This is a genomic window from Actinomycetota bacterium, from assembly GCA_019347575.1.
Lineage (GTDB): Bacteria > Actinomycetota > Nitriliruptoria > Nitriliruptorales > Nitriliruptoraceae > JAHWKY01.
The window spans coordinates 108603-134897 of record JAHWKY010000012.1 but is presented as its reverse complement, the minus strand read 5'-3'; the positions used below and the strand labels follow the sequence as shown (position 1 = coordinate 134897).

Below are 26295 nucleotides of genomic sequence, written 5' to 3'. Positions count from 1 at the left end.
CGCCCGGGGCGCCGGGGCCGGCGTCGGGGCAGTTGGCGATGGGTCCGTCCGCGGCGTCGCGTTCGTAGGCGAAGAAGAACTCCCGACCTCGGGCGAGCCGGATCGCGTCCGCCTCGACCTCGTCGGCCGCCCACTCACCCGACGTCCCGATGCACGGGGCGCCATCCGGCCCCGTGGAGACCACCGGGTAGAAGACCCAGATCCCGTTCGGGGCGTTGCCACCGGACTCCCCGTCACCCGGCTCCCCAGGCTCCCCCGGAACCTCCATCTCGCCTTCACAGACGATCTGTCCGATGATGGGGTCCAGGTCGCAGTCGCCGTCGGCGACTTGGCCGCCAGCGGGTGAAGACCACAGGAACGGAAGCAACGTTCCGAGCACCGACGAGACCACGGTCACCGTTCGCATGGAGCTTCCGGGTTGGGCTCCCCGCTCTGAACCGTGAGTTCGTACGCGATCTCCCACGGGGTCGGGTTGAAGGCGTTCGGATCTCGCTCCGGATCAGCTGGAACGAGTGCGAGATACTGCTCCACCGGTTCGGTCGGAGGTGATGCCGTCGACCGGCTCAGGTCGTACTCGGCCAGAGCGACGAGACATGTTCGGGACACCTCGACGATCTCTATCACGTGGATGCTGACGGGACCTGGGTCAGCTGGGATCGGAGGCGGGTCGTTATCCGTCAAGTACTGCTGCCAGCGGGCAGCGATGATCGGGAACCGATCTGGGCTGTAGATGGCTCGCAGTCGGTCACGTATCTCTGGGGGTAGTACTGTCTGAGCACCTAAGGCGTCAGCGAGCGCTAACTCGGCGTCCAGAAAGACGTCGGCGAGCGCCCCGTAGACCTTCTCGATGTAGGCGGCGTCGATGGTGTCGGGGATGGCGTAGGGGTCATCAGGGGTGGTGGCCGCTGTGGCGGGGAACGAGGGCGGGCCGAAGGTGAGCGGCGAAGGTGACGCGGTCGGGTCGGCGTCGCCTGACGCGCACGCCCCGCACACCGCAACCACCGCGGTCAGAGCCGCCATGAGCCGCACCCCCGTTCGCACCGGCATCCCCTCAGCCACCGGAAGCTCGCACCGTACCCAAGGGCCCGGCGCCGCGGTAGGCCAGTGGTGCACCGCCTGGGGAAGACGCCGGTGCTGCGGCCCTGCTTCCGCAGAAGCGCCGCTTGCCCCGGGCGCGGAGGTCGCCCGACTTCTCCCCCGGATCACCTGGATATCACGCATGATCGGGGGAGGAGTTCGGCGAGGGAGGGGAGGCGGGGGGGGGTTGCGCGTGGGTCAGGCGCCCACGTCGTCGGGGTGGAAGTCGATGTCGCTGAGGTCCATGGCGCGACGAACGATGGCATCGGGGACGCGCTCGACGCCCCGCCGCTCGACGATCCAGCGATCGACCTCGACCCACCAGCGGAACAGCCACGCCTTTTGCTCCTCGGGATCGCGCGGGATGTCGGGCGGGAACACCCTCCAGGCTTTCGCGGAGACGTCGGAGTCCATCGGCAACCCGCGCCAGAGGTCGACGGGCGTCGACAGGTCCTCGAGGCCGGTGTGGGCGACGAACACCACGTCGGCGGTCGGGGCGGCGTTGATCGCGGCGAGCGCCCCGGTCGTGCGGGGCGCGAGGACGTGGCGCATGGCTCGGGCCTGATCGGCCTGCTCGTGTAGCCCGAGCTCCTCGAGCTTCGCGATGGAACGGTGACGGCGCTTCTCGGTGAAGTTGCCTCCCTCGGGGAAGATGACCAGCGCGTCATCGGAGCCCATGGAGCTGGACAACGCCGAGATCGCGGGGACCGAGGCCGCACGTCCCGCGGGGGTGGCCGGGATGAAGCGGCAGGGCAGTCGGTTGAGCATCACGTCGAGCAGGGGATCCCACTGCAGCTTCGACTTGAGCACGATGCGTGGCCGCCACCCGCGGATGAGCAGCATCGCCACGAGCAGGAACGAGTCGCCAGGACCGGCATGGCGCGCGAGCACGATGATGGGTGGCCGCCCCGTTCCCTCGACGGTGTGCAGATCCTCCTCATCGATGGTGATGGAGAGGTTGAACGTCCAGCGCGCCGATCGCACGAGGAACCCCAGGAGGAAGCGCAGCAGCTGGTAGTGCGCGTCCTCGAAGCGTTGCGTGTGCAGCTTCCAACCGAAGCCGCTCGCGACCCACAGCCCGAACGCCGTGACGAGCCCGATCGCTTCGACGAGCAGGTACACGAACGTGAACCACAGGACGCGCACGGGACGCCAGCGTCCGGGCACGAAGGGCACCGCGACGGCGGCGATGACGGCGGCCAGGGGCATCGACACCAGCATGAACACCACGAGCGCGAGGACCGCCGGAGCGAACAGGACGCGGCGCAGCCAACGGGGCGGCATGGCTCAGCCTCCGGTCGGGTCTTGTTCCACGACGGAGCGGAGGTAGTCCGCGGTCGCGGCTCGGGCGGTCTCGATGCGCTCGGCGACGCGGTCGGTGCTGCGGTAGCGCAGGTTGCGCAGGTCGTCGTGGCGGGGCGGGTCGCCGGTGGGCAGGAGGTGGACGGTTCGGCCTTCGGGCACCTCGTCGAGTTCGTCCACGAGGCGGTGCCGACGGGCGATCTCGAACGCGACCAGGCCGACCTGCAGCGGCGAGGTCGGGGCGGTGAGGGGGGCTTCGATGCGTCCGACGTGCATCACGTAGACCTCCGTCGCCCCGAGCTCCAGTGCGCGGCCGATGGGAACGCTGTGCACGAGGCCCCCGGCGTAGAAATGCTCGTCGCCGACGCGGACCGGAGGCAGCAGGCCCGGCACGGCCGTGGAGGCGAGGACGGCGTCGAGCAGCTCGCCGCTCTCGAACCACACGCCCCGAGCCTGCTCGATGCTCGCGGCGACGCACTGGAAGGGGACGGCGAGGTCCTCGAACCGGCGCTCGGGGATGACGCGCCCCAGCAGCTCGCGGAGCGGCTCGATCGCGTGGAGCGCGACACGGGTCCGCGTCAGCGTGGCCAGGCGCGCGATGACCGACCCGCCGAAGGGGTTGTCGTCGCCGAGATCGGTCCACAGCTTCTCGAGGCGCTCCGCCGCCCCGTGCGGGTCCGAGGCGACCACGACCCCGTTCACGGCGCCGATCGAGGTGCCGATGACCATGTCGGGGCGGATGCCGGCTTCGTCGAGCGCCTGGAGCATCCCGACCTCGGCGGCCCCGAGAACGCCGCCGCCCCCGAGGACGTAGGCGACCTCGGGGGCGTGCGGAGCCTGCAACCCGTGCCTCCCGACCCGATCGGGGTCAGGCTACTGGGGCGTCAGAGGCACGCGCTGAAGCCCTGGTGCGAGCCGGGGCTGTGGCCGTTGCCCGGGTGACCCACGGGCAGGTTGTCCGAGCCGAGACCACCGACGTGGGCAGCGGCCACGATGTGGTGCGCGGCGTACTCCTGCCCGCTGAACGAACCGTCCCCGTCGCTGTCGTTGCACGGTCCCGCCTGGTGGGCCAACGCGGGTGCTGCTCCAGCCAGCACGAGCACGGCCGAAGCGATGGATGCGGTGAGCAGCTTCCTCATGTTCCCCTCCTGTCTCGAGCGCCCCACGGCGAGCCGCGGTGGGCGTCTCTCTCCGTCGGGCGGGCACCGTCCAGGCAGACCCGCCCTCGCTCCTCCATACGTACCGTAGGCCACAAACGGTTCACCCGGTCCGCCGCGACCGTCGGTTCACGGAAGTCGCAGCCGCGCCGGACCTCGATCCGGTGACGGATCGGTCAGCGCTTAGGCTTCTTGGGCGGCATCGCGGCGACGTGGTCGTGTGCCTTGCGTGTCCACGTCCTGGTGCGACGGTCGGTCCAGCCCGCGGGCAGCGAGACGTAGTCCTTCATCGGACGCTCCGCGGGACCGAAGGCCGTGCCGCCGTCAGCGACGACGCGCTGGCGCTGCTCCTCCGGCAAGCGAACGCCGACGTCGCTGCCGAACAGGCCCATGAACATGTTGCCGTTCACGAACGCCCCGAGGTTGCCGAACATCGGCTTGACCTCGACCTCCGGCGCGTCGGGGACGAGCGAGCGGAACCGCTCCTTGTCCTCGTTGGTCGGCTTGGGGATCTTCACCGCGCCTCCTCTCGCGTACCTCGCTGCGTGTGGAGTACTGCTCGCATGTGAGCACAGGTCTCCACGCAGCGGGGGCTGCCGGTCGGCGGCTCGTCAGTCGATGAAGTCGGCGGCGACCTGGCGGCGGCGGTCCACCTCGACCCGGAACACGTCGGGGCGTGAGTAGTGGCCGGCGGGGTCGAAGTTCGATCGGGCACGCCGCACCGAGTCGAGATCGAGGTCGGCGACGTGGATGCCCTCCTCGCTCGTCGGTTCGAGCACCCACGCCCCATCCGGTCCGGCGATCGCCGCGCCGCCGTCGTAGTCGAACCCCCCGGCCTCGAGGGCGTCGAGCAGCTGGTCGCGGAGCGGGAAGTCGTCCGGCACGGAGGTCGCGTCCATGACGCCGCCTGACGCGAGGGCGAACACGCGACCCTCGAGGGCCGTGAACCTCGTGATGTCCTTGGTGAGTCGTCGTGCGCCTGGCCAGGCAGCGACGTGGAGCAACTCGCCGTCGGCGTAGAGCGCCGCGCGAGCCTGCGGCATCCAGTTCTCCCAACAGTTCAACCCGCCGACGCGCCAGCCGTCGAGGTCGTGGCAGCGCAAGCCGTTGCCGTCACCCGGCGACCACACGAGCCGCTCGGCGTAGGTCGGCCGCAGCTTGCGGTGCGCCCCGACGATCCCGCGGTCGGGACTGATCGCGACCAGCGTCGCGAAGGTGGAGCCGTGGTGACGTTCGGCGATGCCGAGGTAGCAGAACATCCCGAGGTCGATACAAGCGGTCGCCACCTCGCGGACCTCGGGCCCGTCGAGATCCACCGCGGCCGCGAGGTAGCGGGCGTAGGCGTCGGCGGCGGAGCGGTTGCGCAGGTCGGAGGTGTCGGTCCAGTTGGCCCACATCGGGTAGCCCGGCAGCAGCGTCTCGCCGAACGTGATGAGCCGCACGTCCTGCGCGGCTGCCTCCTCGAGCGTGCGCACCACGATCTTGGTGCTCTCGGCGGGCTGCAGCCACGCGGGGCGGATGTTGGTCACGGCGACGCGCATGCTGGCTCCGATCGGTGACTCCATCGTCCGTCTCTCCCGCTCCGACCCCGCCTCCGTGGAGACTTAGCCTCACAGGTGAGCACAAGTCTCCACGCAGTGGAGGTCGGGGCGGGCGGGGCGCGCGGCAGGGAACGAGGGGTGTCGGGGCGAATACCCGAGGTAACGCCCGGATCGGTCCCGCCCGAAGGCCTCTCATGCGTCGCTACCTCCATGTCGAGCGTGCTGCCGCGGTCGGGGCCGCGCTCGCCGCGCTCACGATGGTGCTGCCAGCCGCCGGGGCGGGCGCCGACCCCGACCCGGCGTCACCTGCGCTGATCACGCCGTTCCAACTGGTCGAGGACCGCGACGTCGACGACCGGCTGTCGCAGCCCGAGGACCGCTACGCGCTCGCGGGCGGCTGCTACACGATGCAGCGCCCCGACGGCCAGTGGCTGTCTCGCGACGGCAACCGGGTCACGCTGACCGACGACGCCGACGCGGCGACGCCGCTGCACCTGCAGGCGACGCGCCTGGGGCGCTACCTCCTCGCCACCAACGAGGGTCCCGACACCGCCTACGAGGACGGGTGGTGGGACGTGCGCGGGTACGTGACCGCCCCGACCGACTTCGTCGCCGGGGCGATCCCCGGGGCCGCCGCGATCGCGACCGAGCCGAGCCCGCAGGGCGACTGGGAGATCGTCGCGACCGGTGACGACCCCGACCGCAAGGTCGAGGTCGAGGCCGGCGAGACCCAGAGCTACCACGTGCGCCTGCCCGAGTCCGACGGCGGCTACGCGCTCGGCGAGTTCGCCTTCCACCACGTCGCCGACGACGACCTCACCGACGACGACCCCAACGGCAGCGGGTGTGCGAACTGGCCCGAGATCTCCACCGACACCGTGGGCGAGCCCGCCCCGAACCCCGACGGTCCCGCCGCGGCCGTGCAGGGGTTCTTCGAGGCGCACGTGCACGGCATGGCGTTCGAGTTCCTCGGCGGTGAGGTGCGTTGCGGTCGACCCTGGCACCCGTACGGCGTCGAGTACGCCCTCGTCGACTGCGAGGACCACGAGCCGGGTGGCCACGGAGCGGTCCTGGAGATCGTCGTCTCCGGTGGCGATCCGGTCGCCGGCCACGACACCGTCGGCTGGCCGACCTTCGGGTACTGGCCGCGGCACGACTCGCTGACCCACGAGCAGTTCTACTACCGCTGGCTGGAGCGCGCGCACCTCGGCGGGCTGCGGCTGATGACCAACCTTCTGGTCGACAACACCGCGCTGTGTCAGGCCTACCCGCACAAGCGCAACTCGTGCAACGAGATGGACGGGGTGCGGCTGCAGGCTCTGCGCCTGTTCGAGCTACAGGACTACATCGACGCCCAGAGCGGCGGACCGGGCGAGGGCTGGCTGCGCATCGTCACCTCGCCGACGCAGGCGCGTGAGACCATCAACGCGGGGCGCCTCGCGGTCGTGCTCGGCATCGAGGTGTCGGTGCCGTTCGACTGCGGCGAGATCTTCGACGTCCCCCAGTGCACCGAGGCGGAGATCGACCAACGCCTCGACGAGGTCTACGACATGGGCGTGCGTCAGATGGAGTTGATCAACAAGTTCGACAACGCGCTCAGCGGAGTGACCGGTGATGGCGGGGCGACCGGGATCGTCGTCAACACCGGCAACCGGTGGGTGACCGGCCACTGGTGGGACATGCAGGCCTGTGAGGAGGACGAGGGCCACGTCCACCACGAGCACGACAAGACCCAGATCAACTTCGAGGACGACTTCCCCGACGGCGGCCAGGACGAGATCGACGTCCTCGCGGGTGCCATCATCGACCAGTTCGCCCCGACCAAGGGTTTCGTCGCCCCGGCCTACCCGGCCGCTCCGCACTGCAACACCCGCGGGCTGAGCGAACTCGGACGCCACCTCGTCACGCGCATGGTCGAGAAGGGCATGATCCTCGACCCCGACCACATGAGCGCCTCGGGTATCCGGGGGGCGCTCGACCTCATCGAGCACGAGCTCATCCCGGCGGAGCAGGACGCCGCCGCAGCCGAGGATCGCCCCGCGATCCAGCCGGCCGTCGTTTCCAGCCACAGCTGGGCCAACGACGTGGCGTACCAGCGCATCTACCAGCTCGACGGTCACGTCGCGCCCCGCACCGACGACGCGGCCGGCTTCACCGACCGGTGGGAGCGGCACCGGGACTGGGCCGACGCCAACGCTCCGGAGGGACACTTCTTCGGGCTCGGATACGGCGCGGACACCAACGGCTTCGGGGGTCAGCCGAGCCCACGCGACGACCCTGCCGAGCCAGTCGACTACGCCGGCGGGTGGGAGGCACCGGTCGGCGGCGTTCGCGTGCTGCAGCACACCTCCGGCCTGCGGACCTACGACATCAACACGGACGGCGTCGCGCACTACGGGCTGTTCGCCGACTGGTTCCACGAGCTGCGCCTCGCCGCGGATGAGCGCCACGCGGACCGGCGTGGTGCCGAGGCGATCATGGCGGACATGCTCAACGGTTCGGAGTCCTACCTGCGCATGTGGGAGCGCGCCGTCTACGGCGGCGGTGAGTGCGTCACCGACAACTCCACGCTGCAGCACGAGGACATCCACGCCGCGCTCGGAGGCAACGTCGAGGGCTTCCTCACGGCGATCGGCCAGCCCGTCGACCGCGACGGAGCCGCCTACATCTACTGCGTCGAGGGCGCCGACGGTCCCGAGGCGGTCGAGGTGCGCTTCGACGCTTCGGGGCGCGCCGCGACGGTCGCGCCGTCCGACCGCTCGGTTCCGGAGCTCGAGGCCACCGCGTCGCTCGCGGGTGCGGCGCACGTCCATGTTGCCGGTGAGGTGGCGGGCCACGCCGGGGCGCTCCCGGCGACCGGCGGTGGCCTCGCCCCGCTCGCGCTGCTGCTGTTCGGCCTCACCGGTCTGGGCGCCCACGCCCTCGGCCGCCCCTGACCCCTCCTCCTCTGAGCGTGTGCATCCGAACCCGGGTGCCGGGTCGATCTGCACCCACTGAGGTTGGTCGTTCGGGCGGGGCGCGGGGCGCGGACGGGATCAGTGCGTGGGAGACCCTGGCGCTACGCGACAGACCGGAGAGGCGATGAGCGACACCGTGGGTCCCGAGACCGACGGTCCCGACCGCGCGGAGTCGATCGACGAGGGGCCCAACAGCCCCCGCGATGCCGGGGCGCAGGACGAGGGCGGCCGCCCCGACGCCCCGCAGGCCAACGAGGACCCCTTGCGTGAGGACGCCGGTTCGGAGTCGGGCGCCCCGGCGGAGTTCGTCACCGAGGACGCTGAGTTCGACGAGGCTCGCGACGTCGAGTCGACCGGCGGGGCGTGACGCGCACCGATCCGACGTGCGAGCGTGTGCATCGGGGCCCGGGTAGCGGGTCGATCTGCACCCGCTGGGGTGGGGCTACGGCGAGCGTGTGCATCGGGGCCCGGGTAGCGGGTCGATCTGCACCCGCTCGTTAGGCGAAGACGTCGGGCGGCACGTTGTAGAGCACCTCGCAGTCGCAGTACCCGCCGAACTCGCGGACCGTCGCGAGGACGCCATCCACGTCGCGTCCCGCTGACCTCGCCCACTCCTCGGTGAGCTGGAGGCTGCCGTCGCACTCGCCGGGGCCGAGGCTCAGCGCGAGGTACTCCTGCAGCTCGCCGAACGCACCATCCGTGGAGTCGCGGTACGGCGCCCCGTACGGGGCGCCGGCGGGCGGGTGGAACCGCGCGACGTTGTCGTAGCCGGTGAAGCGGTCCATCCACCGTCGGCGACACGGCGGACACGTCGAACGCGAGCGGATCTCGTCCGACCGCGATCGGCGCTCGACGGTCATCGGCTCCCCGCAGTCGCTGCAGGTCGTCTCGACCTGGAGACGCCCCGCGAGCTGACGCAGCACCTGCGGTGTCACGCCGAAGCCCTCGGCGAGGTCGCGTACGCGCACCTCGTCGTGGTGCCAGTACAGCTCCCGCAGCAGCTCGAGCGGTGGATCGTCGTCGACGATCACCTCCCGGAGTCTGCGCACGATGTCCCGCCGCGCCTCGGCGAGCAGGTTCTTGGCCTCGTCGATGCCGGCCACCGCGGTCTCGATGGCGGCCAAGCCCTCTTGCACTGCCGGGTGTGAAGTCGTCCGCTCCACGAGGTCCCTCCTCGATCGACCTCACGCGAGTCTGCGCCGCGCCCCGCCGAAGCGGAACGTTGATCTCGTCGCCCCTGTGGACACGAGCGTCCCGCGTGGTTGCATGCCCCCGACCGTCACCCGCAGGAGTCCCCGTGACCTGGACCGCTGACGACATCCCCGATCAGACCGGCCGCGTCGCGGTCGTGACCGGCGCCAACGGCGGGCTCGGACTCCAGACCGCGCGCGAGCTCGCTCGCAAGGGCGCTCACGTGGTCATGGCCGCACGCAACCTGGACAAGGCCGAGCAGGCCCGCACCGACATCGAGAAGGATGTCCCGGGCGCGTCACTGGAGGTGGTGGCGCTCGACCTCAGCTCGATGGCCTCGGTCGAGGAGGCCGCCGCGACCATCCTCGCCGGGCACCCACGGCTCGACATCCTGGTCAACAACGCCGGGGTGATGGCGACACCCGAGATCCGCACCGAGGACGGCTTCGAGCTGCAGCTCGCCACCAACCACCTCGGCCACTTCGTGCTGACCGCGCGGCTGCTACCGGCGCTGATCGCCAGCGGTGCGGGGCGCGTGGTCACGGTGACGTCGACCGCGCGGTTCCTCAGCCTGCCGGTGAGCGCCGATGACCCGCACCTCGAGAAGCGGTACGGGCCCTGGCGCGCGTACGGGCAGAGCAAGCTCGCCAACCTGCACTTCGCGGTGGAGCTGAACCGACGCCTCGAGGCGGCCGGGGCGCCGGTCGAGTCGCTGGTGGCCCACCCTGGCCTGACCTACAGCGACCTGCAGAAGCGCACGGTCGAGGCAAACGAGGGTGGGTTCGGACCGCGCTTCTGGGCGTGGATGTCACGCAACACCGGGATGTCGGTGGAGCGCGGGGCGCTGCCGCAGCTGCGCGCCGCCACCGATCCGGCAGCGCGGGGAGGGCAGCTGTACGCGCCCCGGTTCGTCAACACCGGGGCGGCCGTCCGTCGGCCCCTCGTGGGCTGGTCGGTCGCGCGCAAGCCCGCGCGCACGCTGTGGGAGGTCAGCGAGCGTGAGACCGGCGTGACGTTCGATGTCGCGGCGCTCGCGCGCGCCGCCTGATGCGGTTCGGCACCGCGCGCCGCCGGGGCGATGTCGCGGCGCTCGCGCGCGCCGCCTGATGCGGTTCGGCACCGCGCGCCGCCGGAGCGATGTCGCGGCGCTCGCGCGCGCCGGGCGAGGTCGCCAGGGCGGGTAGCGTTCGGTCCCCGACCGCGCCCGTCGACGACCCGCCGAGGTAGCCGCCGATGAACCCGCCGATGAAGATCAGCTACACCTACACCGACGAGGCCCCCGCCCTCGCCACGAACTCGTTCCTGCCGATCCTGCGCGCGTTCGCGGGACAGGCGGGTGTCGAGGTCGAGGTAGCCGACATCTCGCTGGCAGGGCGCCTCCTGGCGCGGTTCCCCGACCACCTCACCGAGGAGCAGCGTGTCCCCGACGCGCTCGCCGAGCTCGGCGAGCTGGCCAAGACGCCCGCGGCCAACATCATCAAGCTGCCGAACATCTCGGCGTCGATCCCCCAGCTCAAGGCCGTCATCGAGGAGCTGCAGCAGGCGGGCTTCGCGGTGCCCGACTACCCCGACGAGCCGGCGACCGACGAGGAGCGCGAGATCCAGCAGCGCTACGACCACGTCAAGGGCAGCGCGGTCAACCCGGTGCTGCGAGAGGGCAACTCCGACCGCCGTGCCCCGCGATCCGTCAAGGAGTTCGCCCGCCACCACCCCCACTCGATGGGTGAGTGGCCCGAGGCGTCCAAGACGCACGTCGCCACGATGGGTGCGGACGACTTCCGCTCCAACGAGCGCTCCGTGACCGTGCCCGAGGCGACCACCGTCCTCTTCGAACACGTCGCTGCCGACGGCACCGTGACCGTGCTCAAGGACGCCCTGGACCTCGAGGCGGGTGAGGTGCTCGACGGCACCTACCTGAGCAAGGACGCGCTGGTCGCGTTCCTGGCTGAGCAGGTGGAGGACGCCAAGCAGCGGGGCGTGCTGTTCTCGATCCACCTCAAGGCGACGATGATGAAGGTCAGCGACCCCATCATCTTCGGCCACGCCGTTCGGGTGTACTTCGCCGACGTCTTCGCGAAGCACGCCGAGACGTTCGAACGTCTCGGCATCGATCCCAACCAGGGGATGCGCAGCCTGCTGTCGGACCTCGAGGAGCTGCCCGCCGAGGAGCGCGAACCGATCGAGGCCGACATCCAGGCCGCGCTCGAGGCCGGTCCCGACCTGGCGATGGTCGACTCGGACAAGGGCATCACCAACCTGCACGTGCCCAGCGACATCATCATCGATGCGTCGATGCCAGCGATGATCCGCACCTCGGGACAGATGTGGAACCCGGCGGGCGAGCAGCAGGACGCCAAGACCGTCATCCCCGACTCCAGCTACGCCCCGCTGTACGACGAGGTCATCAAGCACCATCAGGAGCACGGGGCGTTCGATCCCACCACGATGGGTACGGTCCCCAACGTGGGGCTCATGGCCCGCAAGGCCGAGGAGTACGGCAGCCACGACAAGACGTTCGAGATCGCCGCCCGCGGCAAGGTCCAGGTCGTCGACGCGCGCTCGGGCGAGGTGCTCATCGAGCACGAGGTCGGGGCGGGCGACATCTGGCGCGCGTGCCAGACCAAGGACGACGCGGTCCGCGACTGGGTCAAGCTCGCCGTCAGCCGTGCCCGCGCGACCGGCTGGCCCGCGGTGTTCTGGCTCGACGAGGATCGCGCCCACGACCGCGAGCTCATCGTCAGGGTCGAGCGCTACCTGCAGGACCACGACACCGACGGGCTCGACATCTCGATCATGGGCTACCGCCAAGCGACGAGGTTCGCGCTCGACCGGGCTCGCGCCGGCGAGAACACGATCACGGTCACGGGCAACGTGCTGCGCGACTACCTCACCGACCTGTTCCCGATCCTCGAGCTCGGCACCAGCGCCAAGATGCAGTCGATCGTCCCGCTGATGAACGGAGGCGGGCTGTTCGAGACCGGGGCGGGTGGGTCGGCCCCCAAGCACGTGCAGCAGTTCGTCAAGGAGAACCACCTCCGCTGGGACAGCCTCGGCGAGTTCCTCGCGCTCCCGCCGTCCCTGGAGCTCCTCGCCGACGCCACCGACAACCCCAGGGCGCAGGTCCTCGCCGACGCGCTCGAGGCAGCGACCGAGCGCTACCTCGAGGAGGCACGCTCACCGTCACGCAAGGTCAACGAGCCCGACAACCGCAGCAGCCACTTCTACCTCGCTCTGTACTGGGCGCAGGCGCTCGCGTCGCAGGACGCTGACACCGACTTGGCCGCGACGTTCAAGGCCTTCGCCGAGTCGCTGGCCGAAGCCGAGGACGACATCACCCGCGAGCTCATCGAGGTCCAGGGCGAGCCGGTCGACATCGGCGGTTACTACTACCCCGACCGCGATCGCATCGCCCGGGCCATGCGCCCCAGCGAGACCTTCAACCGCCTCCTCGCCACCCTGTGAGCAGCTGACGGGACACCCGTCCCCGGCTGCGGCGAGCGCTGATTCGCTCGCTAGCGTGGGGTGACCGACCTCGGAGACAGCGTGCGAACTCACGGCCTGGTGCTGGTCATCGTCGGAGCGTTGGCGCTCGGGGCGTGCGGCGGAGACGACGATGACGTGTCGCCCGCCCCGACCGTCACGGTGACGCGCACCGTCACGGCGGCGCCGACCGAGGCGACGCCGCCGACCGAACCGAGTCCGACGCCCACCCCGACCGGGACCGGGACGCCCGCGGACGCGCTACCCGAGCCCTGTCAGCAGACCGGTCCGGACTCCCCACCGGCCGAGCTCGCCTTCATCTTCGTGCTGTCGCCCTCGCCGGGCACGTCGGTCAGCGGGCCGTTCGAGGTGACCGGGTGCGCCAGCACGTTCGAGGCGAACGTCGCCTACCGCGTCGTCGACACGGACGGGGCGGTGCTCGACGAGGGCAACACGACCGCCTCGTGCGGCACCGGCTGCGTCGGGGACTTCTCGTTCGCGGCCTCGGCCGACGTGTCCGAGCGCCAGGTCGTGTTCCTCGAGGTGTTCGACACTTCGGCCCGCGACGGATCGGTGATCGACCTCAACCGCATCCCGCTCATCGCGGGCTGAACCGTCCGTCCACGGGTGGCGACGATCAGGACCACCGACACGACGACCAGGGCCGCGGCTACGAGCGTCATCGCTGCGAGCCGCTCACCGAGGACCAGCCAACCGAGGAACACCGCGACGACCGGGTTGACGTACGCGTAGGTCGAGACGGTCGAGGCCGGGACCGCGCGCAGCAGCCACGTGTAGGCGGTGAACCCGACCACCGAGCCGAACACGGCGAGGTAGCTCACGGCGGCGACCGAGCGCCAGCCGATGCCCGCCGCGTCCACGTCAGCGAACTCGCCCGTCGCCGCGGACAGGATCAGGAACAGTCCGGCTCCACCGAGCATCTGCATCGCGGTCGAGGCGATCGGGTCGGCGGGCAGCGCGGCGCCCCGCGAGTACAGCGACCCCCATGCCCACGCCAGCGCCCCGCCGAGCACCAGCAACGAGGCCAGGAGCTGGCCGTTGCCGTCGGGCCGGACGAGCAGCGCGACCCCGAGGAACCCCAGCGCCAGTCCCGCGACCGCGGGGCTGGACAGGCGGCGTCCGAACACGACGCGGTCGAGCAGCGCCATCCACAGCGGCACGCTCGCGACCAGCAGCGCGGCGAGCCCAGAGTCGATGTCCTGCTCCGCCACGGTGACCGCCCCGTTGCCGCCGACGAGCAGCAGCCCTCCGGCGATCACGGCGGTGCGCCACTCGATGCGAGTGGGGCGCAACCGCTCGCCGGTGGCCCGTCGGTGGCGCCTGGCCGCCCACACGTACATCGGGATGCCGGCGAGGGTGAAGCGGACGCCGGCCAGCAGCAACGGCGGCAGCTCGTCCAGGCCGATCTTGATGGCGAGGTAGGTCGAGCCCCACACGAGGTAGACGGTCGCCAGCGCGACCGCGACGCGGAGGCGGGTCGGTTCGGCTGCGGTCACGTCGTCACTCGGCGCGGGTCCGTCTCGGTTGGTGTCACGCCGCCACCAGGGCGTCGATGCCGTGCACGAACTCGTCGTGGCCGGCGCGCGCACGGCCGGTGCGCCACAGGACGCGCGCCCCGCACTCGCAGCGCACGATCAGGTCGATCGCCCCGGGCGCGGGGTGCGCGACGTGCACGACGTGGCTCGACCAGCGCAGCACGTGCCGGCTGTCTGTGGGGCACCAGAGCTCGAACATGTGACCAACCTTCCCATCCATTCGCCTAGATTGGCTTGCTTATCGCGTGCCAAGCTGGCGGAGTGGACCGATGATGTGGCACGATGGGCGTGCCAATCAAGCCGGAATGGATCGGATATGGCGCAGCTGCTGCCACTCCCACGTCTGCGCGCCGTGCTGGGGGACTGGACCCACGGCGAGGGCCCGCTCTACCGCCGACTCGGGGCCGCGCTCGTCGCCGGGATCGAGACGGGGCGCATCCCCGGAGGCGTGCGCCTGCCTCCCGAGCGCGAGCTCGCCGCGGAGCTGTCGGTGAGCCGCAGCACCGTCGCCGCCGCGCTGGAGGAGGTCGACGCCGCGCGGCTCATCGACCGGCGCCAGGGGTCGGGGACCTACGTGGCGCGTCGCCGCCCCGCCCCCGACGAGGGTCGTCGCGAACTGGTCGAGGAGCTCGACGAGCACGCGCTGCTGCGCGACCTGTCGGGGCGACCCCAGGCCCGCATCGAGTTCGTCGCCGCGGCCGTGCCGTGTGCTCCAGAGGTCCTCACCGCGACCCGCGAGCTCGACGACGCCACGCTGGAGCGCTGGACCAGCGGCCACGGGTACGTCCCGCTCGGCGTTCCCCCGCTGCGCGAGGCCATCGCTGAACACCTCACCGACCGCGGACTCGGCACGGCACCCGAGCAGGTCATGGTCACCACCGGTGCGGTCGAGGCGGTGCTCCTCGCGGCGCGTCTGTTCGTCGAGCCGGGCGACCCGGTGGCCGTCGAGAGCCCGACCTACGTCGGGGCGCTCGACGTCCTGCGCTCGGTGGGTGGTCGCCTGCTCGGGGTGGACGTGGATCACCACGGGGCGCGCACCGACCAGCTCGCTGACATCCTCGCGCGGTCGCTGCCCCGACTGGTCTACCTCGTCCCCGACTTCCACAACCCGACGGGTGTGGTGCTCGACGCAGCTCGACGTCGGGAGGTGTCACGGCTCGCTGCGGAGTTCCACGTCCCGGTCATCGAGGACCTCGTGCAGCAGGAGCTGTGGTTCGAGACACCGCCGCCCGCCCCGATCGCCGCCGCCGACCCGACCGCCCCGGTGCTCACGGTCGGATCGATGAGCAAGGTCTTCTGGGGCGGTCTGCGCATCGGCTGGGTCCGTGCCGACCCGGTCACGATCGAGCGGCTCGGTCGCATCAAGACCGTGACGAACTACGGCACACCGATCATCGACCAGCTCGTCGCTGCGCGGCTGCTCCCGCAGACCGACGTGGTCGCGGGGCGCCGGAGGGAGCAGCTCACCGCACAGCTCGACCACCTCGAGGCCGCGCTGCGGCGCGAGCTGCCGGACTGGAGCTGGACGCGCCCCGCCGGAGGCCTCGCCCTGTGGGTGCAGCTGCCATCGCACGACGCTGCGATGTTCGCCGCGACCGTCGATCGACACGGCGTCGCGGTCGCCCCGGGGCCGACGTTCGGCATCGCGGCCCGCGAGCACCACGACCGGGTGCGGCTGACCTTCGTCGCCCCACCCGAGGTCATCGACGACGGGGTGCGCCGCCTCGCCGCCGCGTGGGACGATCTCGCCCGGCGCGGCGACGTCCGCCGTCGCGAGGCCCTCGTCGTCTGAGCGGGCGGCCGGGGCGGGGTGGGCGCCGGTGTCGTGGTTCCTCCCCGTTCTCCGGAGAAGGACCCACACCGCCCGACGTCGAAGTCCCCGTACACCCCTGTCGCCGTCAGTTACGGACCGCGCCGCCATGACCCGTTCCCCCTCCCGTCGCCCCCTGACCCTGCTCGCGGTGGCCGGGCTGCTGCTCGGCCTCGTCGCCGCCGCCCCGGCCGGCTCACCGGCTACCTCGACGTCGCAGCAGCTGGTCATCCCCGAGGGCTACGAGTACTTCGACGCGTGGTACCCCAGCCACGATGGGGTCGAACTGCACGCCGGGGTGTACCTCCCCGAGGATCGTGCGGAAGACGAGGAGCACCCGGTCCTGGTGTCGATCACGCCCTACACGTCGCCCAACGGCGGGGCGCGAGGGGGGCTGGGAGTGCTCAACACCGACATCCCCGTCCGCTTCCCCGAGGTGTTCAAGCACCCCGACTTCGAGGCGGGGCGCTGGGCGTACGTGGCGGTCGACGTGCGCGGCTTCGGCGGCTCCGGCGGCTGCTTCCAGTACTACGGCCAGAACGAGTTCCTCGACACCAAGGAGACCATCGATTGGGCCGGCACCGAGCCGTGGTCGAACGGGAAGGTCGCGCTCTGGGGCAAGTCCTACGACTCGGCGCAACAGGTGCTGGCGCTCGGCAGCGGGTCGGAGCACCTGGCGGCGACCGTGATCCAGGCGCCGGGACTGTCGGGCTACACGGCGCTGTGGCACAGCGGGGTCCACTACGCGACGGGGCGCTACGCGACGACGAGCGTGTACACCGCCGACGACCTGTTCCCGCCGGTGTCACAGGGCTCGGCGACCAACCAGGACTACGTCGAGTCGAACGTCGACGGCATCGAGGGCCACCCCGACTGCCGCGTCGACTGGCAGGCCATGAACGTCATCGGTGACCGCGACGACCCCTACTGGGCCGACCGGGAGCCCTACCGCAACGCGGCCGGATCCTCCGTCCCCACCCTGTGGTCGCACGGCTTCCACGACGCGAACACCAAGATGGTCGGCACCGACATCTGGACCTCACTCACCGGTCCCAAGCAGGCGTGGTTCGCCCAGCACGACCATCGCCGTGGGCACGAGCCGGAAGTGGGCCGCGACGGTTTCCTCGACGAGGCGTTCCGGTTCCTCAACCTGCACGTGCTCGGCATCGAGTCCGAGGTCGCCGACCCGCCCGTGACCGTCCAATCCGGAGGGCTCAACGGGACGTGGCGCGCGGAGGAGCAGTGGCCGCCGGCCGACGTCGAGGTCTGGCCCATGCCGCTGAACCCGGGGACGTACATCGACGAGCCGCAGACACGGTCCAGCAGCGCGGCCGGGTTCTGGTCCACGACCCCCGTTCTGCCCCACGACGTGCACATCGCGGGCGAGATGACCATGCACGTCGAGGCGACGACGCAGGCGCCCGGCGCGCACCTGGTGGTGCGCGTGTACGACTTCGACGCCGCAGGCAACGGTCAGCTCGTGCACCGCGGCGCGGTGGCGCTCACCGAGGTCGGCGCCAACGAGGTGAGCTTCACCCTCTACCCCCAGGACTTCCTGATCCGGGAGGGACACCGCATCGGCGTGTTCGTCAACGCCTCGGAGGACAGCTGGTACTCGCCCGGCGTCACCCAGACGACGGTGTCGGTCGACGCGGCCACGCTCGACCTGCCGCTGTTGACGCTCACGCGCCCCGCGGACGTCTACCTCGAAGGGGACCCGTCCAACTTCAGCTCCGCCGGCATCGTCCGCGTGGATCCCGCCTTGCTCGCCGCCACCGAGGTCGAAGGTGCCATCCCGCCCCCGATGCGCGACCCCGAGTGATCGTGCGGGAGCAGTTGCCCGCGCCAGGCGCTGGGTGTCAGGCGGGGCGCGTGGCGGTGACGGTGAGGGTCTCGAAGGGGAAGACGATGCCGTCGTCGTCGGTGTGGCTCGCCAGCGCCCCGCCCAGATCCGCGACGAGGCCCTCGAGGACGTCGGCGTCGAGGGACGCCAGCGTGTCGGCGAGCGGTGAGCTCGACAGCTCCGCCTGGACGAACGCCGCCGCCGACGGGAACCGCACCGAGGTCACGGCGATGTTGGTCACGATGTCGGTGAACCCCGCCGCCTCGACCGCCCCCCGCACCTCCCGGACGTCGCCGAACGAGTAGGGCGAGGCGATGGTGCGTGCCGCCTCCACGCCGAGGTGGTGCTCCAGACGATCGACGAGGACGCGGTAACCGGGCTGGTGTGGCAGCGATCCGCAGGTGGCGATGCCCAGCCTGGCCCCCGGCGTGCTCACCCGGTGGAACTCCGCCAGCGCGGCCACGTGGTCGCAGAACGGCAGCACCTGCTGTGCCACGACGATGCTGAAGGTGCCGTCATCGAACGGCAGCTCCTCGGCGGACGCCTGGCGTAGGTCGATCGCCGGTGTCAGGTCGGCACTGAGCTCACCCGCCACCGCCAGCATCGCGGGGTTGACGTCGACGCCGACGATCCGTCCCGACGGCCCGATCAGCGCCGTGGCGAGACGGGCGACGATCCCGGTCCCCGTGCCGATGTCGAGCAGCGACGCCCCCGCGCCGACCCCGACGCGTTCGAGTAGATCACGTGCCCAGGGATCCATGAAGATCCGCACGAGGTTGTCCTCGTAGCCTCGCGCGCCAGCTTCGTCCAGTTGCCATCCCAGCTCGGTCGCACTCACGTCCGTCCTCCCCTCGATGTGTCAGCGCCATCGTGGCGGAGACGGACGCGCGGTTCATGGGTGGAACCACGGGTCGCCGACACGGGGTCTCTGGCATCCTGGCCTCCGTGGAGGAGCTGGGGGTGGATGAGCTGGCGCGCGGCCGTGCGGCCCTGGCGGCGTGCGACTGGGAGGGGGCGGCGGACTGCTTCCAGGCCGCTCTGGAGGAGCGGTCGACACCGGACGCGCTCGATGGGCTCGGGCAGGCGCGCTACTGGCAGGGGCGCTACCCCGAGGCGCTGGCGCTGCGTGAACGGGCCTTCGTCGGCCTCCGCGAGCGCGGCGATCACGCACGTGCGGCAGGTGTCGCCACGCAGCTCGCGATGCTGCACGGCCTGATCTACGGCAACGCTGCGGCGGTCAACGGCTGGCTCGCGCACGCCCAGAGGCTCCTGGCTGACCTCGAGGAGTCACCCGAGCACGGTTGGGCCGAGCTGTTCCTCGCCGGCACGACCGCTGACCCCGACGAGCGCGAACGGCACGCGACGGTCGCACTCGAGGTGGCACGGCGTCACGGCGACAGCGGTCTGGAGTTCGACGCCTTGGCCTACCTCGGCAAGGCGCACGTCGAGCGCGATGAGCCCGAACGCGGGATGCGCCTGATCGACGAGGCCGTGGCGGCGGTGTCCGGGGGCGTCGTGGATGACCCCTGGGCCGCCGGCGAGATCTACTGCACGTTGTTCCACACCTGCGAGATGCTCGCTGACATCCAGCGCGCGACCGCATGGCTGGCAGCGGTCGACGGTTACGTCGAGCGGACCGGTGAACTGCCTATCGCGGCGATCTGTCGCATGCACTTCGGTGGGCTGCTGACCGCCGCCGGTAGGTGGGATGAGGCGGAACTCGAGCTGCAGACGGCGCTCGACCTGTACGCCGAGACGTACGTCGGCACACGCTACGAAGCCCTGCTGCGCATGGCCGAACTGCGTGCGCGTCAAGGCCGCATCGACGAGGCCGCCGCCCTCGTCGCGGGACACGAGGGGCGCTCGGAGGCGGCGCGACCGTTGGCCCGCATCCACCTCGCTCGCGGGGAGCCTGAGCTCGCCGCCGCCGTCCTCGACCGCTTCCTGGCCCGTCGCGGACGGGGCGTGCTCTCGGCGGACGTGCTCGCCCTGCGGGTCGAAGCCGAGCTCACCCGCGCCGACACGGACCGCGATGCTGCGCTGATCGATGCGGTGGCCGACGAGCTGGAGCAGCTCGCCCGTGGGACGGGACTGGCCGGCGTGGCGGGACTGGCCGCGGCGACGGCGGGGCGCGTCGCCGCGTCGCGTGGGGACGCGTCCGCCGAGGCCGCCTTCGAGGCGGCGCTGGATGCGTTCACCCGGACCGACCGGATCCTCGACCTCGCGTGCACGCGGCTCGCCCTCGCTTCGGTGCTCGCCGACGAGCGCCCCCAGCTCGCCGCTGCCGAGGCCACCGCTGCGCTCACGGCGCTCGACGAGCTCGGGGCGCAGCGGGAGGCCGACCGGGCCGCGCAGCTGCTGCGGCGGCTCGGCCACCGCGCCCGGTCCGCGCCCCGCACGGCGGAGGTGCTCACCAAACGCGAACGGGAGGTGCTAGAGCTGGTAGCCGAAGGGTTGTCCAACGCGGACATAGCGGCGCGGCTGTTCATCAGCCTGCGGACCGTGGAGCACCACGTCAGCAACATCCTCGGCAAGCTCGGCGTCACCAACCGCACCGAGGCCGCCGCCGCGCTCCTACGCGCTGGGAACCAACCATGACGGAGCGTTTCACGACGCTCGTGGGGATCCTCGAGAACCACGACATCGGGGCGGCGTTCACCGACAGCTGCCAGGGCTGATCGCGTCACGGCAACAGCAGGCAGCTGTCGCCGAACTCGTGCCAGCGGTACCCGGCTCGCCCCGCAGCGTGGTACGCGGCCTCGACCAGCTCGCGCCCCGCCACGGCCTGGAGCAGGTCGAGGTGACTGGAGCCGCGGTCGTGCCAGCCCGTGACCAGACCGGTCACGACGGCTGCCAGGCGGTGCGGACCGAGGACGAGGTCGGTCCAGCCGGAACGCGCTCGGACGCGCCCGTCGCGATCGATCGCGGATTCCAGAGCACGCACGACCGTGGTCCCCACCGCAACGACGCGTCGACCACGCCGACGCGTGTGCTCCACGAGGGCGGCGGTGTGCTCGGGCACCTCGAAGCGTTCCGGCTGCGGTCCCTCTCCTGCTTCGAGCGACGAGACCCCTGCGTGCAGGGTCACGGGGGCGATGGTGGTGCCTGCTGCGATGAGGTCGACGACCACTGGGGTCGTGAACGGCCGCCCCGCGCTGGCCATCTCGGCGCTTCCGGGGCGACGGGCGAAGAGCGGTTGGTAGGCGGCCAACGGCCAGCGCCCCTCGAGGTAGCCATACGTGATGGGCTGGCCGTACGCGTGGAGGTAGGGGACCGCATCGTCGACCCCGGTTACCCGTGCACGCCACAGCCTCGGACCGCGACGGGACGCCATCGCATCCCAGGGCGTCAGCAGTTCAGCCCGCGCCCCGCCCGGCAGACCGATCACCTCGCCCGGTCGACCGTCGAGCTGGGGGCCGGTCCCGTCGGGGCGACGCAGCTCGACGATCCACTCGCCCCGGGCGTCGAGACGGGTCGCGACGTGCACCGTGACGGGCGCCCCGTCCTGCCGCGTGCCGTCGAGCGCCGCGGGCAGCGTCGCCGAGGTGTTCACGACCACGAGATCGCCGGGCTCGAGGTGCAGGGCCAGATCGCGGAAGCGGGCGTGCGTGATGCGGTGCTCCCTGGCGACGAGCAGCCGCACGTCGTCTCGTGACCGACCGCGTGCTTCCGGCGGTTCGGTCGCGGGGCGCGGGGCGGGTGCGACGGAGGACGCCCGCCGGGCGATGGTCGGAGACGCGTGCGCCAGTGGTGTCACGCTGCCACCTCGACGAGCAGCTCGGCGGCGCGGTAGCGGCCCGACGCCGGGCGCTCGTCGATGAGTCGGAGGAGCGCCGGGACGACGGTCTCCGGCTCGGGACGATCGGAGATGTCCTCGCCGGGGAACGCGGCTCGGTGCATCTCGGTGCGCATGTCGCCGGGGTCGAACGCGTAGGCGCGGAGGGTCGGTTGCTCCTCCGCGAGCACCGCGGTGAGGTGGTCGAGCGCGGCCTTCGACGCCCCGTAGCCGCCCCACGCGGGGTACGCCTCGACCGCCGCGTCCGACGAGACGTTCACCACGAGACCGCTGCGCTCGCGCAGGTTGGGCAGCAGTGCCTGCGTCAGTGCGAACGGGCCGATGAGGTTCACGGTCAGCACGTCACGCAGCGTCTCGACCGCGAGCTCATCGAGACGGGGCAGGGGTGAGACCCCGAGCGTGCTCGCGTTGTTGACCAGCAGATCGACCGGACGGCGGTCGACCGCGGCCTGCAGCGCGAGGCGGTGCGACGGGTCGCCGATGTCGCCCGCGATGTCAGCAACGCGGGGCGAGCCGGCGCGTCGGAAGCCCACAGCGGCGCGGCGCAGGTCGCGCTTGGTGCGGCCGTCGACGACCAGCTCCCAGCCGCGTCGCGCGAGGGCGGTAGCGACCGCGCAGCCGAAGCCGCGCGATGCGCCGGTTATGACTGCGGTTGGCATCGCATCTCTCCTGTGGTTGGAACCGGTCGAGAGCGAAACTACGAGTTGAAGTTAACTTCAAGTCAAGCTAGGTTGTCCGCCCCGCGCACACGCCAGATCGTGAGGAGGCTCGCCCGACGGTGGATACACACGATCGGCTCACCGTGAGCGAGGTCGCCGACCGCAGCGGGTTCGCAGCGTCGGCGCTGCGCTACTACGAGGCCGAGGGCCTGATCGACGCCGAGCGCACGTCCGGGGGACAGCGCCGCTTCGAGCGCAGCGTCCTGCGACGGCTGGCGTTCATCCAGGCAGCCAAGAACGTCGGGCTGAGTCTCGACGAGGTCCGTGAGGTGCTCGGGGCGCTGCCCGATGGCCGCACCCCCACCAAGGCGGATTGGGCGCGCGTTTCGCGCCGGTGGCGGTCGCGGCTCAACGCCGAGATCGAGGCGCTGGTCGCGCTCCGGGACCGGCTCGAGGGCTGCATCGGCTGCGGCTGCCTGTCGCTGCAACGCTGCCGGCTCTACAACCCCGATGACGAGCTCGCCCCAGAGGGACCTGGTGCGGTCCGCCTGCCCGACCCGGCAACGGTCCGCGCCCCCACTCCCTGACGAGCGGGAGCAGTTGCCCGCGGCGCCTGACGCCGACTTCTGCTCCCAGTCGTGAAGGCGGGTACGGTCGGTGTCCATGGATACACGGGACGTGTTCGCCGACGCCTTCGAGCGCGTGCGCCAGGGAGTCGGGCGGGTGACCGACGGGCTCGACACGGACGCGCTCGCGTTCCGCCCCGACCCCGATGCGAACTCCATCGCGTGGCTCGTGTGGCACCTCACCCGGGTCCACGACGACCACGTCGCCGAGATCGCGGGGCGCGAGCAGACGTGGACCTCCGCCGGCTTCCACGACCGTTCCGACCTCCCGTTCGACGCCGCCGACACCGGGTACGGCCACTCCAGGGAGCAGGTCGGTGAGGTGCGCTTCGACGACCCGCAGCTGCTGGTCGAGTACCACGAGGCCGTCGTCGCGCAGACGCGCAGCTACCTCGAGACGATCGACGCCGAGGAGCTCGACCGCATCATCGACCGCCGGTGGGACCCGCCGGTCACGGTGGGAGTGCGTCTCGTCAGCGTGATCAACGACCAGATGCAGCACATCGGTCAGGCCGGCTACGTGCGCGGGTTGTGGGAGCGCTCGCGAGCCGCGGCAGAGACCTGACCTCGCGGCCGACTCAGCGCGGTCCGGGCGTGCCCGCCGGTGGTCCAGCGCCCTCGGGTGCGCCGACACCCTCAGGTGCTCCAGCGTCGTCCGGGGCTCCGGCATCCTCAGGTGCGCCCGCATCTTCGGGTGCTCCGACGCCTTCAGGTGCTCCGCGGCCGTCCGGGGCTCCAGGCTCCTCGGGTGCTCCGGCGTGCTCGGGTGCTCCGGCGTCCTCAGGTGCTCCAACGCCCTCGGGTGGCCCCGCGTCGTCGGGTGCACCGGTACCGGTGCTACGACCGCCCGAGGCCTCCGAGGCGGTGGCGCGTCCGAACTCCTCGCCGCCGCCAGCCCCACCGCAGCGTCCGGGCAGGTCCTCCTCGGCCACGGGCTCCGGCGCGTCAGCCGGATCGAACGTGGTCGGGCCCTGTCGGGCGGCGGCCGCGATGGTCAGGCCGCGCTGACACCCTAGGACCTCGTCCAGGCTCTGGACCCACGCGGAGAACGCCTCGGCGTTGTCGCCGTCGACGCCGCCGGTCGCGGTCTCGGGGACCAGCTCGAGCAGGTCGACGGGCGGCCCGTCACGGTCGGGCTGATCGGGCGCCTCGGGCACGTCGTCGGGGGGTCCACCCGCCTGCGCGAGCGCGACGGTGCCGCCTCCCAAGACGATGGCTCCCGCAGCGATGAGGCTCGACAGGTGGCGTGGGCGTCGCATCAGGACCTCGCGTGGTCGCGTCGTGGTCGGAGCGAGGGGATGGACCTCACGCTCCGCATGCCTTCACCCTCGTCATCGTCACGCAGGGTCACCGGGTTACACGAGGCACCCGAAAGCGTGCGCTCAGCGCGCGGGGAAGGACGGCCGGGCGGCGACGGTGCCGTGCTCAAGTAGCGAAGCGGTAGCACGACCTTCCGTGCTCAAGTAGCGAAGCGGTAGCACGACCTTCCGTGCTCAAGTAGCGAAGCGGTAGCACCACCTTCACCGCAGCGGCAGCAGCAGTCGTGTCCCGTCGAGGTCGAGGGACGTCGTCGCGCGGGTCTCGTCAGCGACACCGAACGTCGCGTTGGTCGACGACAGCGTCAGCTCGAGCCGGTCACCCGGCCGCAGCACGTGGTCGATGTCCCACAGTTCGACCGTCGCCTCCCAGGTGGACAACGGGTCGAGCAGCTCGGAGGTGTCGAGCCCGTCGCGGTTGCGGCTGTTCAGCAGGCCGCGGGTGATGGGCGTCCGCGCCCCGCTCGACGACACCTCCCACAGGACCGGGGTCAGGTGGGTGGAGACGAGGTCGGTGCTGCCGCGGAACTCCAGCCGAGGCGCCCCGACGATCCTGGTCGTCGTGGTGACCGGTTGCGAGACCGCGCGGATGCACTCGACCGTGCAGCCTTCCCGGGAGACCTGCGGCTCGAGCAGGCCGGGGTTGGTGTCGGTCCAGGTCGGGGCGGCCCCGTCGAGCCCGAGCTCGTCGCCCGCGGCCGCCGCCCCGTCCACGATGCGGAACTCGACCTCCTCGGTCCCCGCGGGCGGCCACTCGTAGCTGTAGCGGCGGCCGCGGTCGCTGGCCTGGCTGTCCACCAGCGGCACCAGCCACTCGCCCGTCTCGGGGTCGGTGAAGCCGACGTCGAGACCGACGAGGAAGTGGTCGAACCAGGCGTGCCGCAGCCGCCCCGCGTCGGCGAACTGGCTGACGCTGTGGCTCCACTGCCCGATGGCGAGGTGCTTGGGCAGCTCGTCCGGCAGCGCCTCGATGAACCGCGTCGCCGCCCAGTGCTTGACGTTGTCGTCCAGCCACGCGCCCTCGAACAGCACGCTGGCCCTGACGTTGGACGCCAGGTCGCGGTAGTCCCGCTCGATCCAGAAGTCGTCGTAGACGGGGTCGGTCTGGTAGCCGCGCGTCTGGTTCTCGACGCGGTTGCAGGGTTGGACGTGGGCCGCCAGCGCGCTGGCGCTCCCCTCGGGGTCGTCGCTGAGACGGTGGTAGGGCGGCACGACGCCGTAGACGGTGTCGTAGTCGGCGGGGGAGTCGATCGGCGGGTCGAGCAGCCCGCCGAGGTTGTCCTCGAGGCCCATGCGGACACCCTGGTTGAACATGTAGTCGTACCAGCGGTCGATCGCGACCTGCGGGACGATCGTGGCGAGGTGCTCGGGTGCCTCGACGGCTGCGGCGATGGCCAGGGTGCCGTCGTAGCTCGCTCCGATCATGCCCACCTTGCCGTTGCTCCAATCGCGCTCGCCGAGCCAGTCGACCAGTTCGGCGGTCGAGCGGCGCTCACCGAGGCCACCGAAGTCGGTGCACCCCTCGGAGCCGTAGGTGCCGACGGCGTCGAAGACCGCGAACGCGTAGCCGCGCGGCACGAAGAAGTCGGCGTTCGCGAAGTAGTCGACGCGGGTCGCCCCGCCCGGGTTCAGCGACTTGTAGAGCACCTGGTAGGGCGTGACCACGAGGATGATCGGCACCTCCACACCGTCGGGGACGACGGGGCGACGCAGATCGCCCCGCAGCACGCCGTAGGAGGTCTCGACCGCCAGGTTCTCGTCGATGTACTCGGCGTAGATCGGCTGGCTCACGCCCTCGTAGGTCCCGGGGAGGTGGTGAGGACCACCGTCGGATGCCGCCGGTGCGGTCGCCGGCACGGCGGCGACGAGTGTCCCGAAGGCGAGCGCGCCAGTGGTGAGCAGAGCGAGGTGACGGCGCACGCCCCGATGACCTCCGTGGTGGACTTGGGGAGAGCTTCGACGGGAACCAGGACGAGTCCTGCGG

General features: G+C 71.4%; 24 protein-coding genes. 9 read left to right on the top strand and 15 right to left on the bottom strand.

The annotated features are described in order from the left end of the window. The 7 genes from KY469_10225 to KY469_10195 form a co-directional block, all read right to left on the bottom strand. A partial coding sequence (locus KY469_10225) for a hypothetical protein (GenBank protein ID MBW3663464.1) occupies nucleotides 1–406 on the bottom strand: 406 nt, incomplete at its 3' end. Beyond that, a complete protein-coding gene (locus KY469_10220; GenBank protein ID MBW3663463.1) occupies nucleotides 394–1020 on the bottom strand; it encodes a hypothetical protein in 627 nt (208 codons plus the stop codon). The genes KY469_10225 and KY469_10220, both read right to left, overlap by 13 nt. A gap of 255 nt (nucleotides 1021–1275) precedes the next feature. Beyond that, nucleotides 1276–2361 (bottom strand): 1-acyl-sn-glycerol-3-phosphate acyltransferase, encoded by a 1086-nt coding sequence (locus KY469_10215; GenBank protein ID MBW3663462.1) that lies wholly within the window; start codon nucleotides 2359–2361, stop codon nucleotides 1276–1278. A gap of 3 nt (nucleotides 2362–2364) precedes the next feature. Further along, on the bottom strand, nucleotides 2365–3147 hold the full coding sequence (locus KY469_10210) for a patatin-like phospholipase family protein (protein MBW3663461.1): 783 nt from the start codon (nucleotides 3145–3147) through the stop codon (nucleotides 2365–2367). A 116-nt stretch (nucleotides 3148–3263) separates the two neighbouring features. Next, the gene (locus KY469_10205) at nucleotides 3264–3518 is read right to left on the bottom strand and encodes a hypothetical protein (GenBank protein MBW3663460.1); all 255 of its coding nucleotides are present in this window, start codon (nucleotides 3516–3518) and stop codon (nucleotides 3264–3266) included. A gap of 194 nt (nucleotides 3519–3712) precedes the next feature. Continuing rightward, nucleotides 3713–4054, bottom strand: a complete 342-nt coding sequence (locus KY469_10200; GenBank protein MBW3663459.1) for a TfoX/Sxy family protein — start codon at nucleotides 4052–4054, stop codon at nucleotides 3713–3715. Nucleotides 4055–4147: 93 nt separating this feature from the next. Further along, complete coding sequence (locus KY469_10195; GenBank protein ID MBW3663458.1) at nucleotides 4148–5077, bottom strand: carbon-nitrogen hydrolase family protein; 930 nt, start codon at nucleotides 5075–5077, stop codon at nucleotides 4148–4150. 194 nt (nucleotides 5078–5271) lie between these two features. Here KY469_10195 and KY469_10190 point away from each other — a divergent pair, with 194 nt between their 5' ends. Next, the gene (locus KY469_10190; GenBank protein ID MBW3663457.1) at nucleotides 5272–8013 is read left to right on the top strand and encodes a hypothetical protein; all 2742 of its coding nucleotides are present in this window, start codon (nucleotides 5272–5274) and stop codon (nucleotides 8011–8013) included. A gap of 145 nt (nucleotides 8014–8158) precedes the next feature. Next, the gene (locus KY469_10185; GenBank protein MBW3663456.1) at nucleotides 8159–8401 is read left to right on the top strand and encodes a hypothetical protein; all 243 of its coding nucleotides are present in this window, start codon (nucleotides 8159–8161) and stop codon (nucleotides 8399–8401) included. 130 nt (nucleotides 8402–8531) lie between these two features. Here the strand turns inward: KY469_10185 and KY469_10180 are convergent, their stop codons facing one another. Beyond that, nucleotides 8532–9197 (bottom strand): DUF2695 domain-containing protein, encoded by a 666-nt coding sequence (locus KY469_10180; GenBank protein ID MBW3663455.1) that lies wholly within the window; start codon nucleotides 9195–9197, stop codon nucleotides 8532–8534. Nucleotides 9198–9331: 134 nt separating this feature from the next. Here KY469_10180 and KY469_10175 point away from each other — a divergent pair, with 134 nt between their 5' ends. Both KY469_10175 and KY469_10170 read left to right on the top strand, forming a co-directional pair. Continuing rightward, entirely contained in the window at nucleotides 9332–10273 is a 942-nt protein-coding gene (locus KY469_10175; GenBank protein MBW3663454.1) for an SDR family NAD(P)-dependent oxidoreductase, read from the top strand. 197 nt (nucleotides 10274–10470) lie between these two features. Continuing rightward, nucleotides 10471–12687 (top strand): NADP-dependent isocitrate dehydrogenase, encoded by a 2217-nt coding sequence (locus tag KY469_10170; GenBank protein ID MBW3663453.1) that lies wholly within the window; start codon nucleotides 10471–10473, stop codon nucleotides 12685–12687. 425 nt (nucleotides 12688–13112) lie between these two features. Here the strand turns inward: KY469_10170 and KY469_10165 are convergent, their stop codons facing one another. Together KY469_10165 and KY469_10160 are read right to left on the bottom strand one after the other, a co-directional pair. Further along, a complete protein-coding gene (locus tag KY469_10165) occupies nucleotides 13113–14222 on the bottom strand; it encodes an EamA family transporter (protein MBW3663452.1) in 1110 nt (369 codons plus the stop codon). A 34-nt stretch (nucleotides 14223–14256) separates the two neighbouring features. Then, a complete protein-coding gene (locus KY469_10160; GenBank protein MBW3663451.1) occupies nucleotides 14257–14460 on the bottom strand; it encodes a hypothetical protein in 204 nt (67 codons plus the stop codon). Nucleotides 14461–14577: 117 nt separating this feature from the next. Between KY469_10160 and KY469_10155 the strand changes: the two genes are divergently transcribed. Then, the gene (locus tag KY469_10155) at nucleotides 14578–16053 is read left to right on the top strand and encodes a PLP-dependent aminotransferase family protein (protein MBW3663450.1); all 1476 of its coding nucleotides are present in this window, start codon (nucleotides 14578–14580) and stop codon (nucleotides 16051–16053) included. Between the two features lie 127 nt (nucleotides 16054–16180). After that, nucleotides 16181–17893 (top strand): CocE/NonD family hydrolase, encoded by a 1713-nt coding sequence (locus KY469_10150; protein ID MBW3663449.1) that lies wholly within the window; start codon nucleotides 16181–16183, stop codon nucleotides 17891–17893. A gap of 37 nt (nucleotides 17894–17930) precedes the next feature. On the opposite strand, the gene KY469_10145 is transcribed toward KY469_10150, so the two are convergent. Continuing rightward, nucleotides 17931–18752, bottom strand: coding sequence for a methyltransferase domain-containing protein (locus KY469_10145; protein MBW3663448.1), 822 nt, complete (start codon nucleotides 18750–18752; stop codon nucleotides 17931–17933). Nucleotides 18753–19114: 362 nt separating this feature from the next. Between KY469_10145 and KY469_10140 the strand changes: the two genes are divergently transcribed. Further along, on the top strand, nucleotides 19115–20512 hold the full coding sequence (locus KY469_10140) for a response regulator transcription factor (protein ID MBW3663447.1): 1398 nt from the start codon (nucleotides 19115–19117) through the stop codon (nucleotides 20510–20512). An 85-nt stretch (nucleotides 20513–20597) separates the two neighbouring features. Here KY469_10140 and KY469_10135 read toward each other — a convergent pair whose 3' ends face one another. Beyond that, nucleotides 20598–21641: an S-adenosylmethionine:tRNA ribosyltransferase-isomerase gene (locus KY469_10135; protein ID MBW3663446.1), complete on the bottom strand. Its 1044-nt coding sequence runs from the start codon at nucleotides 21639–21641 to the stop codon at nucleotides 20598–20600. Between the two features lie 26 nt (nucleotides 21642–21667). Beyond that, on the bottom strand, nucleotides 21668–22369 hold the full coding sequence (locus KY469_10130; protein MBW3663445.1) for an SDR family oxidoreductase: 702 nt from the start codon (nucleotides 22367–22369) through the stop codon (nucleotides 21668–21670). A gap of 119 nt (nucleotides 22370–22488) precedes the next feature. Between KY469_10130 and soxR the strand changes: the two genes are divergently transcribed. Together soxR and KY469_10120 are read left to right on the top strand one after the other, a co-directional pair. After that, on the top strand, nucleotides 22489–22956 hold the full coding sequence (gene soxR, locus KY469_10125; GenBank protein ID MBW3663444.1) for a redox-sensitive transcriptional activator SoxR: 468 nt from the start codon (nucleotides 22489–22491) through the stop codon (nucleotides 22954–22956). Between the two features lie 76 nt (nucleotides 22957–23032). Then, nucleotides 23033–23560 carry a DinB family protein gene (locus KY469_10120; GenBank protein ID MBW3663443.1) on the top strand — a complete coding sequence of 176 codons (528 nt, stop codon included), beginning with the start codon at nucleotides 23033–23035 and terminating at the stop codon, nucleotides 23558–23560. Nucleotides 23561–23573: 13 nt separating this feature from the next. On the opposite strand, the gene KY469_10115 is transcribed toward KY469_10120, so the two are convergent. Continuing rightward, on the bottom strand, nucleotides 23574–24254 hold the full coding sequence (locus KY469_10115) for a hypothetical protein (GenBank protein MBW3663442.1): 681 nt from the start codon (nucleotides 24252–24254) through the stop codon (nucleotides 23574–23576). 261 nt (nucleotides 24255–24515) lie between these two features. Further along, nucleotides 24516–26231 carry a CocE/NonD family hydrolase gene (locus KY469_10110; protein ID MBW3663441.1) on the bottom strand — a complete coding sequence of 572 codons (1716 nt, stop codon included), beginning with the start codon at nucleotides 26229–26231 and terminating at the stop codon, nucleotides 24516–24518. Nucleotides 26232–26295: the final 64 nt, after the last annotated feature.

Bases quoted from the DNA above. Each gene is read 5' to 3' on its own strand.
- KY469_10160 (MBW3663451.1), bottom strand. From the start codon at position 14,460: ATGTTCGAGCTCTGGTGCCCCACAGACAGCCGGCACGTGCTGCGCTGG.
- KY469_10150 (MBW3663449.1), top strand. From the start codon at position 16,181: ATGACCCGTTCCCCCTCCCGTCGCCCCCTGACCCTGCTCGCGGTGGCC.
- KY469_10120 (MBW3663443.1), top strand. From the start codon at position 23,033: ATGGATACACGGGACGTGTTCGCCGACGCCTTCGAGCGCGTGCGCCAG.
- KY469_10140 (MBW3663447.1), top strand. From the start codon at position 19,115: ATGCTGCACGGCCTGATCTACGGCAACGCTGCGGCGGTCAACGGCTGG.
- KY469_10130 (MBW3663445.1), bottom strand. From the start codon at position 22,369: ATGCCAACCGCAGTCATAACCGGCGCATCGCGCGGCTTCGGCTGCGCG.
- KY469_10205 (MBW3663460.1), bottom strand. From the start codon at position 3,518: ATGAGGAAGCTGCTCACCGCATCCATCGCTTCGGCCGTGCTCGTGCTG.
- KY469_10185 (MBW3663456.1), top strand. From the start codon at position 8,159: ATGAGCGACACCGTGGGTCCCGAGACCGACGGTCCCGACCGCGCGGAG.
- KY469_10115 (MBW3663442.1), bottom strand. From the start codon at position 24,254: ATGCGACGCCCACGCCACCTGTCGAGCCTCATCGCTGCGGGAGCCATC.
- KY469_10190 (MBW3663457.1), top strand. From the start codon at position 5,272: ATGCGTCGCTACCTCCATGTCGAGCGTGCTGCCGCGGTCGGGGCCGCG.
- KY469_10210 (MBW3663461.1), bottom strand. From the start codon at position 3,147: ATGCTCCAGGCGCTCGACGAAGCCGGCATCCGCCCCGACATGGTCATC.
- KY469_10170 (MBW3663453.1), top strand. From the start codon at position 10,471: ATGAAGATCAGCTACACCTACACCGACGAGGCCCCCGCCCTCGCCACG.
- KY469_10215 (MBW3663462.1), bottom strand. From the start codon at position 2,361: ATGCCGCCCCGTTGGCTGCGCCGCGTCCTGTTCGCTCCGGCGGTCCTC.
- KY469_10220 (MBW3663463.1), bottom strand. From the start codon at position 1,020: ATGGCGGCTCTGACCGCGGTGGTTGCGGTGTGCGGGGCGTGCGCGTCA.
- KY469_10195 (MBW3663458.1), bottom strand. From the start codon at position 5,077: ATGCGCGTCGCCGTGACCAACATCCGCCCCGCGTGGCTGCAGCCCGCC.
- KY469_10155 (MBW3663450.1), top strand. From the start codon at position 14,578: ATGGCGCAGCTGCTGCCACTCCCACGTCTGCGCGCCGTGCTGGGGGAC.